Genomic DNA, 13,779 nt, shown 5'->3' on the forward strand with positions numbered 1-13,779 from the left:
TGGTCTACACCCTTGACTGGTACAGACCAAAGCGGTTGAGTGTGCCTCCACACCCCCCACCACGGCCGCCCCCACGCCGTGGCCGGTCCGTCCGGCACGCGCGCACAAGGCTCTGCTCCGCCCTGCCCTTGTACGGGAGCGGCCGTGCTCCGTCGAAGGAGGCAGACCTGTGTCGAGGCGCCGTATATCCGCCCTGGTGACCGTGCTCGCCCTCGCGGGAGCCGTGCCCGTGCTCCTGCCCGCCACCGAGGCGTCCGCCGCCGCGTGTTCGAGCTACCCGGCCTGGTCGGCCGACGCGAACTACAACGCCGGCGACATCGTCCGCTACACCGACGGCAAGGCCTACCGGGCCGAGCACGCCAACCCGGGCTACGATCCGCTCATCAGCACCTGGTACTGGGAGCCGTACGCCTGCGACGGCGGCTCGGAGACTCCGGTCGGCAACTTCGTGGTGACCGAGGCCCAGTTCAACCAGATGTTCCCGGGCAGGAACTCCTTCTACACCTACAGCGGTCTGACCGCCGCGCTCAGTGCCTACCCGGGCTTCGCCAACACCGGGAGCGACACCACCAAGAAGCAGGAGGCGGCGGCCTTCCTCGCCAACGTCAGCCACGAGACCGGCGGACTCGTGCACATCGTCGAGCAGAACACCGCCAACTACCCGCACTACTGCGACTGGAACCAGCCCTACGGCTGCCCGGCCGGCCAGGCCGCCTACTACGGGCGCGGCCCGATCCAGCTCAGCTGGAACTTCAACTACAAGGCCGCGGGCGACGCGCTCGGCATCGACCTGCTGAACAACCCCTGGCTGGTGCAGAACGACGCGGCCGTCGCCTGGAAGACCGCCCTGTGGTACTGGAACACCCAGTCCGGGCCCGGCAGCATGACCGGCCACAACGCCATGGTCAACGGCGCCGGCTTCGGCCAGACGATCCGCTCCATCAACGGCTCCCTGGAGTGCGACGGCAAGAACCCCGCGCAGGTGCAGAGCCGGGTCACCAAGTACCAGCAGTTCAGCCAGATCCTCGGGGTCTCACCGGGCGGCAACCTCTACTGCTGAGCCGTCCCGGGTGTGTGCGAAACTCCGCCGATGATCTCGGAAACGATCACCGCGGAGTCCGCTGGTACCTGGAACCTCGGCGACCTGCCCGTCCGCCGCGTCGGCTTCGGCGCGATGCGGCTGACGGGCAGCGCCGCCTTCCACCTCGGCACGCCGAGCGACCGCGAGCGCTCCCTGGCCGTACTGCGCCGGGCGGTCGAACTCGGCGTCAACCACATCGACACGGCCGCCTTCTACTTCTCCTCCCTGCGCTCCGCCAACGAGCTGATCAACAGCGCGCTGGCGCCCTACGCCGACGACCTGGTGATCGCCGTCAAGGTCGGCCCGTACCGCGACTGGTCGGGGGAGTGGGGCACCTCCGCCCGGCCCGAGGACCTGCGGGCCCACGTCGAGGAGAACCTGCGCCAACTCGGCCGGGACCACCTCGACGTCGTCTACCTCCGTCGCATGCGGCAGGACTCGATCACCGAGCACTTCGGCGCCCTCGCCGAACTGCGCGAGGCGGGCCTGATCCGCCACCTCGGCATCTCCGACGTGGGGCCCCGGCACCTCGCCGAGGCCCAGGCCATCGCCCCCGTGGTCGCGGTCCAGAATCGCTACGGCCTCGGCTTCCACGACCCCGCCACCGACGAACTCCTCGCCCTGTGCCGTGCGCAGGGCATCGCCTTCGTGCCGTTCTGCGCCATCGCCGGCGAGGCCGGACCGCAGGGTGCCGGCGCCGCCCACGAGGACGAGGTCCGTGCGGTGGCCCGGGCGCACGGCGCGAGCCCGGCGCAGGTGAGGATCGCCTGGACCCTGCACCAGGGCCCGGGCGTCCTGGCCATCCCCGGCACCGGCAACCCCGAGCATCTCGCCGAGAACGTCGCGGCCGGCGCCCTCCGCCTCACCCAGGAGGACCTGGCTCGGCTCGACGGCGCCCGGACCGGCTGAGGCGCCTGGACCGTACAGCGCATGCACGGGCATGCGCGCGCTACACGGTCCAGGCGCCGTCCCGCATGATGTGCCGCTGCTTCAGCTCGCGCTCCTCGTGCCACGCCTGCACCGCGAGCGGGCGCACCCGGAACCAGGCGTACGACGCGCTGTCCTCGCGCGGATCCCAGCCGGTCTTCGCGAGGAAGGCGGCCGCCGCGGAGGGCGCCTCGCGCAGTCCGAACGTCTCCACCTCGCCGTCGATCAGCACGACGTCCCGGGTGTGCCCGAACGCCAGCCGGGCCCGGCCGCCGTCCCGCAGGTTGCGGCCGGTCGGGTTGGTGAGCCGCGTGCACAGCCAGACCGCCTCCCCGTGCCACACGAACCACAGCGGGACCATGCACGGCAGCCCGGCGGCGTCCGCCGTGGCCACCCAGATGTCCACCTCCCGTTCCAGCCGGTCCAGCACGTCCTGCCTGCGCTGCTCGGGCTCGCGCGGTGGTGCGGTGATCTTCATGGCCGTGACGGTAGTGGACGGGCCGCGCCCCGCGCCTCGGGCCCGAGACGTAGGACCGGAGACTGGCGCCGCGGTGGGTTTTACGTATAACCTCTCCCGTCAATCGCCCGTCCCCGAAAGGCCCCGATGAGACGCATCGCCCTGGTCACCCTCGTCGTCGACGACTACGACGAGGCGATCCGCTTCTACACGGGGGCCCTCGGTTTCCGCCTCGCCGAGGACACCCCGCGGCCCGACGGCTCCCGTTGGGTCGTCGTCGAGCCCGGCGGCGCGGCGGGCGCGGCACCGGGCACCGCCCTGCTGCTGGCCCGCGCCAAGGGAGAGGCCCAGCGCTCCCGGATCGGCGACCAGACGGGCGGGCGCGTCGGCTTCTTCCTGTACACCGACGACTTCGCCCGCGACCACGCCCGCATGGCGGCCGGGGGCGTGACCTTCCTGGAGGAGCCCCGGCACGAGCCCTACGGCTCGGTCGCCGTCTTCCAGGACCTGTACGGCAACCGCTGGGACCTGCTTCAGCCCGCCGACTCCTGACCTGCCCCACACCCTTGCCCAACGACCCGCCGAGGAACGACCGCACATGTCATCTACGCGCATAGACACCGAGACCCTCCGCCGCCTCCCCAAGGCGGTGCTGCACGACCACCTCGACGGCGGCCTGCGCCCCGCGACCGTCGTGGAGCTGGCGGAGACCGTCGGCCACAGCCTCCCCACCACCGACCCCGACGAGCTGGCCGCCTGGTACTACGAGGCCGCCAACTCCGGCGACCTGGTGCGCTACATCGCCACCTTCGAGCACACCCTCGCCGTACTGCAGAACCGCGAGGGCCTGCTGCGCACCGCCGAGGAGTACGTCCTCGACCTCGCCGCCGACGGCGTCGTCTACGGCGAGGTCCGCTACGCCCCCGAGCTGATGACGGGCGGCGGTCTGGCCCTCGCCGAGGTCGTCGAGACCGTCCAGGAGGGCCTGGCCGCCGGCATGGCCAAGGCGGCGGCAGCGGGCACACCGGTGCGCGTCGGCACCCTGTTGTGCGGGATGCGGATGTTCGACCGCACCCGCGAGACCGCCGACCTCGCGGTCGCCTTCCGGGACGCCGGTGTCGTCGGCTTCGACATCGCGGGCGCCGAGGACGGCTTCCCGCCCGCCGACCACCTCGACGCCTTCGAGTACCTGCGCCGGGAGAACGTCCCGTTCACCATCCACGCCGGCGAGGCGCACGGGCTGCCCAGCATCCACCAGGCGCTCCAGGTGTGCGGCGCCCAGCGCATCGGCCACGGCGTGCGCATCACCGAGGACATCCCGGACCTCGCGGCGGGCAAGCTCGGCCGCCTCGCCGGCTGGGTCCGCGACCGCCGGATCGCCCTGGAGATGTGCCCGACCTCCAACCTCCAGACCGGCGCCGCCACCTCCATTGCCGAGCACCCCATCACCGCGCTCAAGGACCTCGGCTTCCGCGTCACCCTCAACACCGACAACCGCCTCGTCTCCGGCACGACGATGACCCGCGAGATGTCCCTGCTGGTCGAGCAGGCGGGCTGGACGGCCGAGGACCTGCGCACGGTCACGGTGAACGCGGTGAAGAGCGCGTTCATCCCCTTCGACGAGCGCAGGGCCCTGATCGAGGACGTCGTCCTGCCGGGTTACGAAGCGGCGCTCTGAACGAGTCCGCGCGCATAGGCGGCCTGTCCGACGTGCTGGAGATCGTCGGACAGGACGCTGACCAGCCGGGCGCCGAGGGTGACCGGCGGGTCCCAGTTCTCGTCCACGATCCGCTCCAGGTCCCCCGCGGCCAGGGAGCGCAGGGCGCCGAGCGTCTGCTCGTGCACGGCGTCGTAGTAGCCGGTCAGCAGGCCGGCCGAGTCGACCCGCACCTTCGCGACCTTCGCGGAGCTGTGGCCGTACCCGGTGTCGTGGCGGGGCAGACCGAGCCCGAAGCGCTTCTCCCACTCGCCGCTCAGCCACACCTGGTCGAGCCCGAAGGCGTCCGCGACGTGGTCGTCCTGGACCCGGGTGAGGTGCCAGACCAGCCAGGCGACGGAATTGGCGTCGTCGGCGGGACGGGCGTTCAGGCCGTCGGGGTCCAGGCCCTCGACGGCGGCGTGGACTTCTTCCTGGATGCGGCCGTAGCCCTCGATGAGGATGTCCTTCGCATGCATACGTCCACCATCGCGCAGTCCGCCCTCACCCGCTCCCCGTTTCCAGCAGCCCCATCAGCGCCCGCGCGGCCGGGCTGGTGGCCTCGGCCGGTGGCAGCAGCGCGATGGTCTCGTACGCCGTTTCGGGGGAGCCCTTCAGCGGCAGCGAGGTGAGGGAGGCCCGCTTGTGCCGGAAGTGGCGCGGCACGACGGCGATGCCGAGATTCTCGTCGAGCAGGTCGAGCAGACCGTGCACGTCGTTCACCTCCAGCGCGACGGTCCGCCGTACGCCCGCCTCGGCGAAGGTGGTGTCGGTGACGCGGCGCGGGCCCCAGTCCGGGTGGAAGTCGACGAAGACCTCGTCGGCGAGATCGTGCGGGGTCAGCGCCGCGCCGTTCGCCGCGAGGCGGTGGTCGGGATGGCAGAGCACGGTCATCGGTTCGCCGGCCAGCGAGACCGAGCGCAGCTGGTCGGTGTCCGCCTGCGTCCGGTAGGCGAAGGCCAGGTCGAGCCGCCCGGCCGCGACCTCCTCCGCCAGCTCGCCCGAGCCCGCCTGCCGCAGCCGGATCTCCACGTCCGGGTGCCGCCCCCGGAACGCGGCCAGCAGCCCCGCCACCGGCACCCCGGCGATGCACTGCTCGCTGCCCAGCGACAGCGTCCCGCGCAGCACGCCCTGCACCGCGGCGACCGCCTCGTGCGCCGACCGCACCTGGGCCAGGATCCGCTCGGCCTCGCCCAGCAGTGCCCGCCCCGCCTCCGTGAGCGTCACCCGGCGCGTCGTGCGCACGAACAGCGGCGCCCGCAGCTCCCGCTCCAGCGCCCGGATGGACGCCGACAGGCCGGACTGGGACACCATCAGCCGTTCCGCCGCACGGGTGAAGTGCTGGTCCTCGGCGACCGCCACGAAATGCTGGAGATGACGCAGTTCCATGACTGAGAAGCGTAACCGCACAATTCCATCGGATTCTTCTGTTGGACCACTGCCCGCAGGTCACGACAGAGTGGGGCACGGTTCCGCCCAAGCCCCGTACCCCCGGGTGCCAACCCCTCTGGAGTCGCGTTGTACACCGCACACCCCGACCGCTACGCGGACATGCCCTACCGGCGCACCGGACGCAGCGGCCTGAAGCTCCCCGCGCTTTCGCTCGGCCTGTGGCACAACTTCGGCCCGGACCGCCCCGTCGAGACCCAGCGCGCCATCCTGCGCCGCGCCTTCGACCTCGGCGTCACCCACTTCGACCTCGCCAACAACTACGGCCCGCCGCCCGGCTCCGCCGAGTCCGCGCTCGGCGAGGCGCTCAAGGCCGACTTCGCGCCGTACCGCGACGAGCTGGTCATCTCGACCAAGGCCGGCTACCTGATGTGGCCCGGCCCGTACGGCGAGTGGGGCTCGCGCAAGTACCTCCTGTCCTCCCTCGACCAGAGCCTGACCCGCATGGGCCTGGACTACGTCGACGTCTTCTACTCGCACCGCCCCGACCCGGAGACTCCCCTGGAGGAGACGATGGGCGCCCTGCACACGGCGGTGCGGCAGGGCAAGGCGCTCTACGTCGGCGTCTCCAACTACTCCCCGGAGCAGACCCGCGAGGCCGCCCGCATCCTCGCCGAGCTGGGCACCCCGCTGCTGATCCACCAGCCGCGCTACTCCATGCTCGACCGCCGCCCCGAGACCAGCGGCCTCCTGGACGCCCTCGACGAGCTGAAGGTCGGCTCCATCGCCTACTCCCCTCTGGAACAGGGCCTGCTGACCGGCCGCTATCTCGACGGCATCCCGGAGGACTCGCGTGCCGCGAGCGACAGCCCCTTCCTGAACTCCGACGCGGTCACCGGGGAACTGGTGGGCAAGTTGCGCGCTCTGGACGAGATCGCGAAGTCCCGCGGCCAGTCGCTGGCCCAGATGGCCCTGGCGTGGGTGCTGCGCGAGGGCCGCGTGACCTCCGCCCTGGTCGGCGCGAGCAGCCCGGGGCAGCTGGAGGACAGCGTGTCGGCCATCGGGAACCTGGACTTCGGTGCCGACGAACTGGCTCGCGTCGACGAGATCGTCACGCGGTAGGACGCTCAGCCGAGCCGCTCCTCCAGCCGGACCGTGACCGTGTCGCCCTCCTCCTTGCCGATGGCCTTGCGGAGGGCGGCCTTCACCGGCAACTTGTGCGTGCCGTCGCCGAGCGCCATGAACGAGCTGCGGAAGGCCTGCCCGTCGATGGTGCCGCGGACCTTGACCAGTCCACGGGTGCCGAAGAACTCGGCGGACTTCGGCCAGACCAGATACGTCCAGCCACCCTCGCTCGGGCTCTTGCGCAGTTCGGCGGTGAACTCTTCGTCGAGATCCCGGTTCGTGGTCATGGTGTCTTCGCTCCCAGTGGTGTCGGCGGCTCGTTTCCCGGTAGACCCCTGGGAGCGGCGGAACTCATCGGCGGCCGTGGACGGTCACGCCCCGGCCGGCACCCGGTCGAGGAAGCCGAACACGGACCGGATCCGGTCCTCGCCGTCCAGCGTGACCACGTCGGACCCGGCCACGGGTGCCGAGCCGTCGGCCTCGCTCACCAGTTCCCAGGAGAAGCGCGCCGTGTCGTGGTGCCCGTCCACGGCACCGGACAGCCGGAAGACGAAGCCCGGGAACTGCTCGTGCGCCGCCGCGATCAGGGCCGCGATCTGCTCGTGGCCGCGGACGTCGGCCAGGGGGTCCGTGTAGCCGCCGTCATTGGTCCAGGCCGCGGCGACCGCCTTGGCCAGGGCGTCCGGCCCGGCGTTCCAGGCCTCGAAGTAGCGGGCGACGGCATCCTCGTAACGGTGGGTCGGTGCGGACATGTCGATCAGCCTCCATGGCGGTGGTACGCGCAGGTCAGGAACCGGATGCCGGTCGCGGCGACCCGGTACCGCAACCATGCCCGCGCCCGTTTGCGCCGTCGATTACCCCAGGGGTCATGCGGGCGCGCCTCCGGGCCCGTGAAGAGGGCGCGACCGGGGTGATGAAGACGGGATCGCGCGCCGCGGGGTTTCGGCCATCAATTGCCGTGAATATGCCAGGAGACTGGCCGGAAATTCATGGTGACAGTGGTTCAGTAGTGAACATACTCACCTCTAGGGCGTCTCACACCATGCGACAGCGCCCTCACGCACAGCACACGAGCCGCACGGACGCCACGCCCGACCTGCAGGCGGGCTGGGCGACGGGGGGAGGGGAGCAGTGCACGACGAGTTCCTGTGCCATGTCACCGCCTACGGTGTCTGTGACGGCCGGCGCATCGGTGTACCCCTGGGAACCTACCGGGCTCCCACCCTCGCCCTCGCCCTGTGGTGGCTGCGCGACCGCGCGTCCTGGATCGCCGAGCGGCTCGATCCGCAGCCCGACACCCCCCACTTACCGCGCGGCGCCCTGACTCCGGTCGCCGACGACGCACCCGACGTGCCGCGCGTCATGCGCGCCTGGTGCGCCGACGACGTCCAACAGGATCTGGTCGCCGACGAGTTGGCCGCGGGGCGCCTGGTGCGCATCGCCACCAGCGACGACACCACCGAGTACGAACTCATGGCCGAGTCCGTGGACGCGCTGCGCATGCAGCGGGCCTCCCCGCCCCTCGTCGTCCCTGTCGCCTGAGCCGCCCGAGCGCCTTCCGGCGGTGTCACCGGGACCGAGCAGGGGCCCTGCCACCCCGCCGGCCCGCCCACCGCGCGAGCGACGCGCCGAGGAACCCGGCGACGAGCCCCCACAGCAGTGCGAGACCGACCGCACCCCACAGACGCGGCCGCAGGAACAACCGCCCGGACAGTCCGCCGCCCAGGTCGCCGATGCCGAGCACCGACAGGCCGTAGTGCGCGGAGATCCGGCCGACGAGCCCGATCATGAGAACCGTCAGCGCCAGCGCCACGGCCATCCGCACGGCGTGCAGCCAGGCCGGCAGCCGGGCCGGGGAGCGCGACGCGAGTACGAACCCGGCCGCCAGGAGCAGGAGCGCGGCGACGACCACGAGCCACCACATCCGCCCGTCGTGCTCGGCGAGCGTGCCCACGTTCAGCGTCGAGACGTCCGGCCCGCGCAGCACCTCGTCGAGCACCTGCGGCATCGGCAGCCCGAACGGTCCCTCCACACGCCCGTCCCAGGTGGCACCGAGGCCGATCGTGAGCGCGAGCCACGCCAGGTTCGGCAGACCGAGCAGCAGTACGGCGACGGTGTCCGCGGGGTGCCCCCGCGTCCCCGCCACGACCAGCCCGACGACGACGCCGACGACGACGTACGCGAGCAGCAACGCGACCATCGCGTACGCCGCCGGCCGCACCGACGTCCGCAGGCGCAGCAGCCGCCCGGGCAACGGGGCCCCGCTCGAGACCAGCAGAGCCAGCAAGAGCACCCCCGCCAGCCACAGCAGTCCGAAGAGGACGGTCAGCGGCACGTCCGTGGTGAAGCCGACCGTCGGAGTGACGCCGAACAGGTCGCCGAGGTCGTTCAGGACGCCTTCGCCGAGGGAGACCTCGAAGGTCTGGCGGGCGGCGAAGGCCAGCCCGAGGAGGGCGAGCAGCCACAGTGCGGCGATCCGCCCGGCCCACCCGGCCAGCTCCGGGGCGCCGGCGACGGCCCGGTGGCGCAGCGGCCGCAGAAAGCCCCGGGCGATCACCAGCGCGCCGGTCAGCGTGACCGACAGCGGGAGCACGGTCAGCCCCGCGTCGGTGTCGGCGAACCCGCCGGCATCACCGGACACTTCCAGCGCGCCGCCCACGGCGGTGACGACGGTCGCCGTGACGACCCGGGGGAAGGCGTTGTCGGGCAGGTCCGTGGCCCCGGCCGCCCACAGCCCGAGCGCGGCCACGGCACCCATGGCGACCAGCCCGGCCAGCACCGTGCCCAGGGCCTGGATCCAGCCGTGACGGGCGGCTGTGGGGCCGGGAGGGCCGGAGGGGGTTCGCGAACTCACGCTGCCACGCTATGCAGCACCCACCGGACGCGCCCGCCGACAGGGCCGTCCGCGTCGGCCGGCGCGCACGACGGCGGCTGGGCGCGCCGGCCGATGGGCACGACGCGGCTGGGGTGTGTCGGTCGGCGTTCGGGGAGCGGGGCCGGAGGGCGCGTGGGCCGGAGGGTGTGGGCCGGCGTCGGCGGTCGGTGCGTGTCGGTCGGCACGCACGGTCGGGTCCTTCTGCCGGGGTCGGATCGCTCGGCCGGGGACGGGGCGCTCGGTCGGCGCCCGCGATGGAACCCGAACTCTTCAGCCGGTCTCCATCGTCCGGTCTGCGACGCTCGGTCTGCGCGTCCGGACCGGCGGCCGTGGCTCAGCCCGCCCGGACGACGAGGGCGTGGTCGCCCAGCCCCAGCAGACGGTCGGCCGACAGCTCGCCCCGGGTGGTGAAGACCGCGAGGAGACGGCCGGTCTCCGGATCGAACGCACGTCCAGCACCGTGCCGTACGCGGCGCCCGCCTCGGTCAGGACCCGGCGGCCCAGCAGGTCGTGGCGGGGCGGGACCGTGTCCGGAGCGGCGGTGGAACGGACCCGGACGGCGCCCGGGCCGACCGCGTGCACCGCGTCCCACGGCAGCACGGTCTCGCTGCGCAGACGGCTGCCGCGGAGCCTCACATGGCTCACCGCGCGGGACGCGATGTCGACGGTCAGGGACGTCACGGTGCCGAGCGGCCCGGCCTCGGCCGGCGGCACCACCGGGAGCCCCCGTACCTCGGTGAACAGCATCACGGCAGCGAGCCCTTCCCGTACCCGGGCACGCCGCCGGCCAGGGAGGTGAGGCCCGGCAGGTCGTCCGCGACATGCCGCACCGCGTCCCCGGGCAGGACCAGCGCCCGGCCGGCGACCTCGAGCGTCTCACCGCGCGGCACGTACACCCGGCGCCGGTGCCGGGTCGGCCCCGGCACGAACCCCCTGCTCGCCGCCACCCGGAAGCCGACGACCCGTCCGCCGGTGCCGCCCTCCACCACGACGTCGAGCACCGTACCGATCTCGGCCCCCGTCTCCGTCACGACCCGCGCCCCCAGCATCCGGGCCCGCAGGGTCTGCTGGTGCACCATCATGGCCGCGGCGCTCACCAGTCCCCGCCGGTCGCGGATCATCACCGCGTCATGGCCCAGCGCGTGCACGGCCGACCAGGGCAGACCCTCCTTCATCGGGCCGGACAGCAGACCCCGCCCGGTCAGGGTGAAACCGGTGATCCGGCTCGCGGCGGCGTCGCATACGGTGTCCTTGACGTGGGCGACGGCGTCGCCGCCGAGGGTGACCACCGGCCGGGTGGTGAGGCTTCGTGCGGTCATCAGTTCGTTCATCGCACACCCTTCCCGCACCCTCGGGTTCCCCGCGCCACTGTGACGATGCCCGCAGTACGAAGACACGGGGACTGCGCGGCCCGGCTCGGGGTACGAGGACAGGTGCAGCAGCGTCCGGCCAGTCCGGCTTCCGAGAGAGAAACGCATGACCGAGTACCTGGACGGGGCAGTGATACCGACTGGTTTCGACGTACCCGTTGAACCGCTGAGGCGGGCGGCACACTACTCCGGTGAGCCGGGATGTATAGCGGAGGCGCGTTCCTTCGCCTCGCTCTTCCTCGACCAGCTGAGGACCGAGTGGTGCGCGACGATCGGCCCGCGCGCCGACGGCGCGGTGCTGCTGGTCGTGAGCGAGCTGGTCACCAACGCCGACCGCCACAGCAAGGGGCCTTACATCCTGGAGCTGGAGGGCACGGGCACCTCGATGGCGGTGACCGTCTACGACAGCAGCGGCGCGGTGCCCCAGCGCTTCCCCCGCGACCCCGAGCGCGTCGGCCGGCACGGTCTGGAGATCGTCCACGCCCTGGCGGAAGCGGTCGTCGTCGAACGCGTGCCGGTCGGCAAGCGGGTGCGCGCCGTGCTGCCTCTCACCGAATCGTGAACGTGCCGCCCCGTACCTGAGTGTGGGGCGCCACGTTCACGTCCTGCGAGTCCTCGTACTCAGGCGCAGCCCAGCTCGCCCAGCATGCCCTCGCGCAGCCGGGTGATGATCCGCTTGATCAGCCGGGACACGTGCATCTGCGAGCAGCCGAGCTGTTCGCCGATCTCCGCCTGGGTGGCCTCCTCCACGAACCGCATGTGGATGATCCGCCGGTCGCGCTCGCTGAGCTCGGCCATCAGCGGGGCGAGGGAATGGAAGTCCTCGACGAGCCGCAGCCCGTCCTCCTCCACACCGATGAAGTCGGCCAGCACCGACTCGCCGTTCTCGGGTCCGTCCCCGGTCAGCGCGGCGTCCAGCGAAGACGAGTTGTAGCCGTTGGACGCGATCTGGCCCTCGACGACCTCGTTCTCGCTGATGTTCATCAGCGTGGCGAGTTCGGCGACGGTGGGCTCGCGGTCCAGGCGGGAGGAGAGTTCCTCCCGGGCCTTGGCCAGCTCCACGCGCAGCTCCTGGAGGCGACGCGGTACGTGCACCGCCCAGGTGGTGTCACGGAAGAAGCGCTTGATCTCGCCGACGATGTACGGCAGCGCGAAGGAGGTGAACTCGACCTCACGCGCCAGCTCGAACCGGTCGATGGCCTTGATCAGGCCGATCATGCCGGTCTGCACCACGTCCTCCATGTCGTCCCCGCGACCGCGGAAACGGCCGGCGGCGAACCGCACGAGTGACATGTTCATCTCGATCAGGGTGTTGCGCGCGTACTGGTACTCGTACGTGCCCTCTTCGAGTTCCGTCAGTCGCAGGAAGAACTGGCGGGACAGCTGCCGTGCGTCACGCGGAGCCACGGTGCGGGGGTCCACGACACCCGGCAGTGATCCTTCGCCCGTCCTGCCCCCGGTGGCCTTTTCGACAACCTGTGCTTCCGGCCGGATCACGGCGGTCTCCATTACCTCTCCCACGAAAGTCACGGTTCGACGTCTCCCTAGGTTCTTCCCGCTTGCGGGTACCCGGGTCGCGGAGGCACATGCCTCCCGTGTTCACGGGTGGCGAATAATCGGTGCCGCTGCGTCATCGCGGGGTGATGTGTCCCTCATCAGGGTAGTCCCGTGCGCGGCGACCGGCACCCGGTGGCTCCCTCCGGTTTCCCTCTGGGCGGAACGCCGGCCCCTTCCGTCGCGCGGCAGGACTCCTAGGCTGAGGAGGTGACCAGCCACGTGCCGAACGAAGCCCGCGTCATTCCCCTGCGCCCGCATCCGGGCCCACGGCCCGCGCGCCCGGGAGACCGCCCCGCCGTCTCACCGGTTCCTCCGGAGCGAAGGTCGCCCACCGTCAGAGAGCCCCTGTGGCGCGATCTGGTCGGCGACGTACTGCGGCGCGAACGCCTCGCCCAGGAACGCACGCTGAAGGAGGTGGCGGAGGCCGCCCGGATCTCCATGCCGTACCTGTCGGAGGTGGAGCGCGGCCGCAAGGAGGCGTCGTCGGAGGTGCTGGCCGCCGCCGCGGGCGCCCTCGGGCTGGGGCTGGGCGACCTGCTGGCGCGGGCCCAGGGAGAACTGGTGCGCCTCACCTCCCGGCAGACCGGCGTCGGCCGGGGCCGCGGTATGTCCGGTGCCGGGTACGACGGGATGTGCCTGGCCGCCTGACCGCCCGCACGGGCCGGCGTCTCGCGGACGGCGAGGCGCCGGCCCGGCGTCTCACACGCGCACCAGGCGCCGACTGAGGACCTCGTCGGCCAGCCCGTACGCCACGGCCTCCTCGGCGGTGAACACCTTGTCGCGGTCCATGTCCGCGCGCAGTGTCGCGACGTCGTGGTGCGTGTGGCGGGCCAGCACCTCCTCGACCTGGGAGCGGATCCGCACCATCTCCTTGGCCTGCAGCGCCAGGTCGGAGACCGTGCCCTGCCGTCCGCCGCTGGCCGGCTGCCCGAGCAGCACCCGCGCGTGTTCCAGCACGAACCGCCGTCCGGGGTCCCCGCCGGCCAGCAGCACGGCCGCCGTGGAGGCCGCCTGCCCGACGCAGAACGTCGAGATCGGCGCCTGCACGAACGTCATCGTGTCGTAGATCGCCATCAGCGACGTGAACGAGCCGCCGGGGGAGTTGATGTAGACCGCGATCTCGCTTTCCGGAGCCGACGACTCCAGATGGAGGAGTTGCGCGATGACGACGTTCGCCACGCCGTCGTCGATCTCGGTGCCCAGGAAGATGATCCGCTCCGACAGCAGCCGGCTGAACACGTCGTACGACCGCTCGCCCTGCGGGGTCCGCTCGACGACGTTCGGAATCGTGTAGCTCCCCAT

The 13,779-nt window shown here is 72.0% G+C and carries 17 protein-coding genes and 1 pseudogene; 8 read left to right on the forward strand and 10 right to left on the reverse strand.

Annotation, left to right across the window (positions count from 1 at the left end):
- The first annotated feature begins 169 nt into the window (after positions 1–169).
- Both ACFW48_RS06525 and ACFW48_RS06530 read left to right on the forward strand, forming a co-directional pair.
- Positions 170–1,060 (forward strand): glycoside hydrolase family 19 protein, encoded by an 891-nt coding sequence (locus ACFW48_RS06525; RefSeq protein WP_386310982.1) that lies wholly within the window; start codon positions 170–172, stop codon positions 1,058–1,060.
- Between the two features lie 30 nt (positions 1,061–1,090).
- Positions 1,091–1,990 carry an aldo/keto reductase gene (locus ACFW48_RS06530; protein WP_386310984.1) on the forward strand — a complete coding sequence of 300 codons (900 nt, stop codon included), beginning with the start codon at positions 1,091–1,093 and terminating at the stop codon, positions 1,988–1,990.
- Positions 1,991–2,030: 40 nt separating this feature from the next.
- On the opposite strand, the gene ACFW48_RS06535 is transcribed toward ACFW48_RS06530, so the two are convergent.
- Positions 2,031–2,486: a pyridoxamine 5'-phosphate oxidase family protein gene (locus tag ACFW48_RS06535; RefSeq protein ID WP_386310986.1), complete on the reverse strand. Its 456-nt coding sequence runs from the start codon at positions 2,484–2,486 to the stop codon at positions 2,031–2,033.
- A 126-nt stretch (positions 2,487–2,612) separates the two neighbouring features.
- Between ACFW48_RS06535 and ACFW48_RS06540 the strand changes: the two genes are divergently transcribed.
- On the forward strand, positions 2,613–3,017 hold the full coding sequence (locus ACFW48_RS06540) for a VOC family protein (RefSeq protein ID WP_386310988.1): 405 nt from the start codon (positions 2,613–2,615) through the stop codon (positions 3,015–3,017).
- Between the two features lie 46 nt (positions 3,018–3,063).
- Positions 3,064–4,143 carry an adenosine deaminase gene (locus tag ACFW48_RS06545; protein WP_386310990.1) on the forward strand — a complete coding sequence of 360 codons (1,080 nt, stop codon included), beginning with the start codon at positions 3,064–3,066 and terminating at the stop codon, positions 4,141–4,143.
- Here ACFW48_RS06545 and ACFW48_RS06550 read toward each other — a convergent pair.
- Together ACFW48_RS06550 and ACFW48_RS06555 are read right to left on the reverse strand one after the other, a co-directional pair.
- The gene (locus ACFW48_RS06550) at positions 4,125–4,640 is read right to left on the reverse strand and encodes a DinB family protein (RefSeq protein ID WP_386310991.1); all 516 of its coding nucleotides are present in this window, start codon (positions 4,638–4,640) and stop codon (positions 4,125–4,127) included. The two genes, ACFW48_RS06545 and ACFW48_RS06550, sit on opposite strands and share 19 nt — an antisense overlap.
- Before the next feature lie 25 nt (positions 4,641–4,665).
- On the reverse strand, positions 4,666–5,550 hold the full coding sequence (locus ACFW48_RS06555; protein WP_386310993.1) for a LysR family transcriptional regulator: 885 nt from the start codon (positions 5,548–5,550) through the stop codon (positions 4,666–4,668).
- A 129-nt stretch (positions 5,551–5,679) separates the two neighbouring features.
- Between ACFW48_RS06555 and mgrA the strand changes: the two genes are divergently transcribed.
- On the forward strand, positions 5,680–6,672 hold the full coding sequence (gene mgrA, locus ACFW48_RS06560) for an L-glyceraldehyde 3-phosphate reductase (protein WP_386310995.1): 993 nt from the start codon (positions 5,680–5,682) through the stop codon (positions 6,670–6,672).
- Positions 6,673–6,677: 5 nt separating this feature from the next.
- Here mgrA and ACFW48_RS06565 read toward each other — a convergent pair whose 3' ends face one another.
- Both ACFW48_RS06565 and ACFW48_RS06570 read right to left on the reverse strand, forming a co-directional pair.
- Complete coding sequence (locus ACFW48_RS06565) at positions 6,678–6,962, reverse strand: DUF1905 domain-containing protein (RefSeq protein WP_386310997.1); 285 nt, start codon at positions 6,960–6,962, stop codon at positions 6,678–6,680.
- Between the two features lie 84 nt (positions 6,963–7,046).
- The gene (locus ACFW48_RS06570; RefSeq protein WP_386310998.1) at positions 7,047–7,427 is read right to left on the reverse strand and encodes a nuclear transport factor 2 family protein; all 381 of its coding nucleotides are present in this window, start codon (positions 7,425–7,427) and stop codon (positions 7,047–7,049) included.
- Between the two features lie 379 nt (positions 7,428–7,806).
- On the opposite strand from ACFW48_RS06570, the gene ACFW48_RS06575 reads away from it, so the two are divergent.
- A complete protein-coding gene (locus tag ACFW48_RS06575; RefSeq protein ID WP_386311000.1) occupies positions 7,807–8,217 on the forward strand; it encodes a hypothetical protein in 411 nt (136 codons plus the stop codon).
- Positions 8,218–8,242: 25 nt separating this feature from the next.
- Here ACFW48_RS06575 and ACFW48_RS06580 read toward each other — a convergent pair whose 3' ends face one another.
- From ACFW48_RS06580 to ACFW48_RS06590, 3 genes and pseudogenes are all read right to left on the reverse strand, one after another.
- Complete coding sequence (locus ACFW48_RS06580) at positions 8,243–9,529, reverse strand: streptophobe family protein (RefSeq protein WP_386311002.1); 1,287 nt, start codon at positions 9,527–9,529, stop codon at positions 8,243–8,245.
- Between the two features lie 355 nt (positions 9,530–9,884).
- Positions 9,885–10,300, reverse strand: a pseudogene (locus ACFW48_RS06585) (PRC-barrel domain-containing protein).
- The gene (locus ACFW48_RS06590; protein WP_386311003.1) at positions 10,297–10,881 is read right to left on the reverse strand and encodes a PRC-barrel domain-containing protein; all 585 of its coding nucleotides are present in this window, start codon (positions 10,879–10,881) and stop codon (positions 10,297–10,299) included. Before ACFW48_RS06590 ends, ACFW48_RS06585 begins: the two are co-directional and overlap by 4 nt.
- A gap of 145 nt (positions 10,882–11,026) precedes the next feature.
- Here ACFW48_RS06590 and ACFW48_RS06595 point away from each other — a divergent pair, with 145 nt between their 5' ends.
- Positions 11,027–11,482 (forward strand): ATP-binding protein, encoded by a 456-nt coding sequence (locus tag ACFW48_RS06595; RefSeq protein ID WP_386311005.1) that lies wholly within the window; start codon positions 11,027–11,029, stop codon positions 11,480–11,482.
- 59 nt (positions 11,483–11,541) lie between these two features.
- Here ACFW48_RS06595 and ACFW48_RS06600 read toward each other — a convergent pair whose 3' ends face one another.
- A complete protein-coding gene (locus tag ACFW48_RS06600; protein ID WP_386311129.1) occupies positions 11,542–12,429 on the reverse strand; it encodes an RNA polymerase sigma factor SigF in 888 nt (295 codons plus the stop codon).
- Positions 12,430–12,684: 255 nt separating this feature from the next.
- Between ACFW48_RS06600 and ACFW48_RS06605 the strand changes: the two genes are divergently transcribed.
- A complete protein-coding gene (locus tag ACFW48_RS06605; RefSeq protein ID WP_386311007.1) occupies positions 12,685–13,125 on the forward strand; it encodes a helix-turn-helix domain-containing protein in 441 nt (146 codons plus the stop codon).
- Between the two features lie 51 nt (positions 13,126–13,176).
- On the opposite strand, the gene ACFW48_RS06610 is transcribed toward ACFW48_RS06605, so the two are convergent.
- Positions 13,177–13,779 (reverse strand): ClpP family protease, encoded by a 603-nt coding sequence (locus ACFW48_RS06610; RefSeq protein ID WP_121750651.1) that lies wholly within the window; start codon positions 13,777–13,779, stop codon positions 13,177–13,179.

Origin of the sequence: Streptomyces sp. NPDC058812 (assembly GCF_042744565.1) — a bacterium.
Taxonomy (GTDB): Bacteria; Actinomycetota; Actinomycetes; order Streptomycetales; family Streptomycetaceae; genus Streptomyces; species Streptomyces thinghirensis.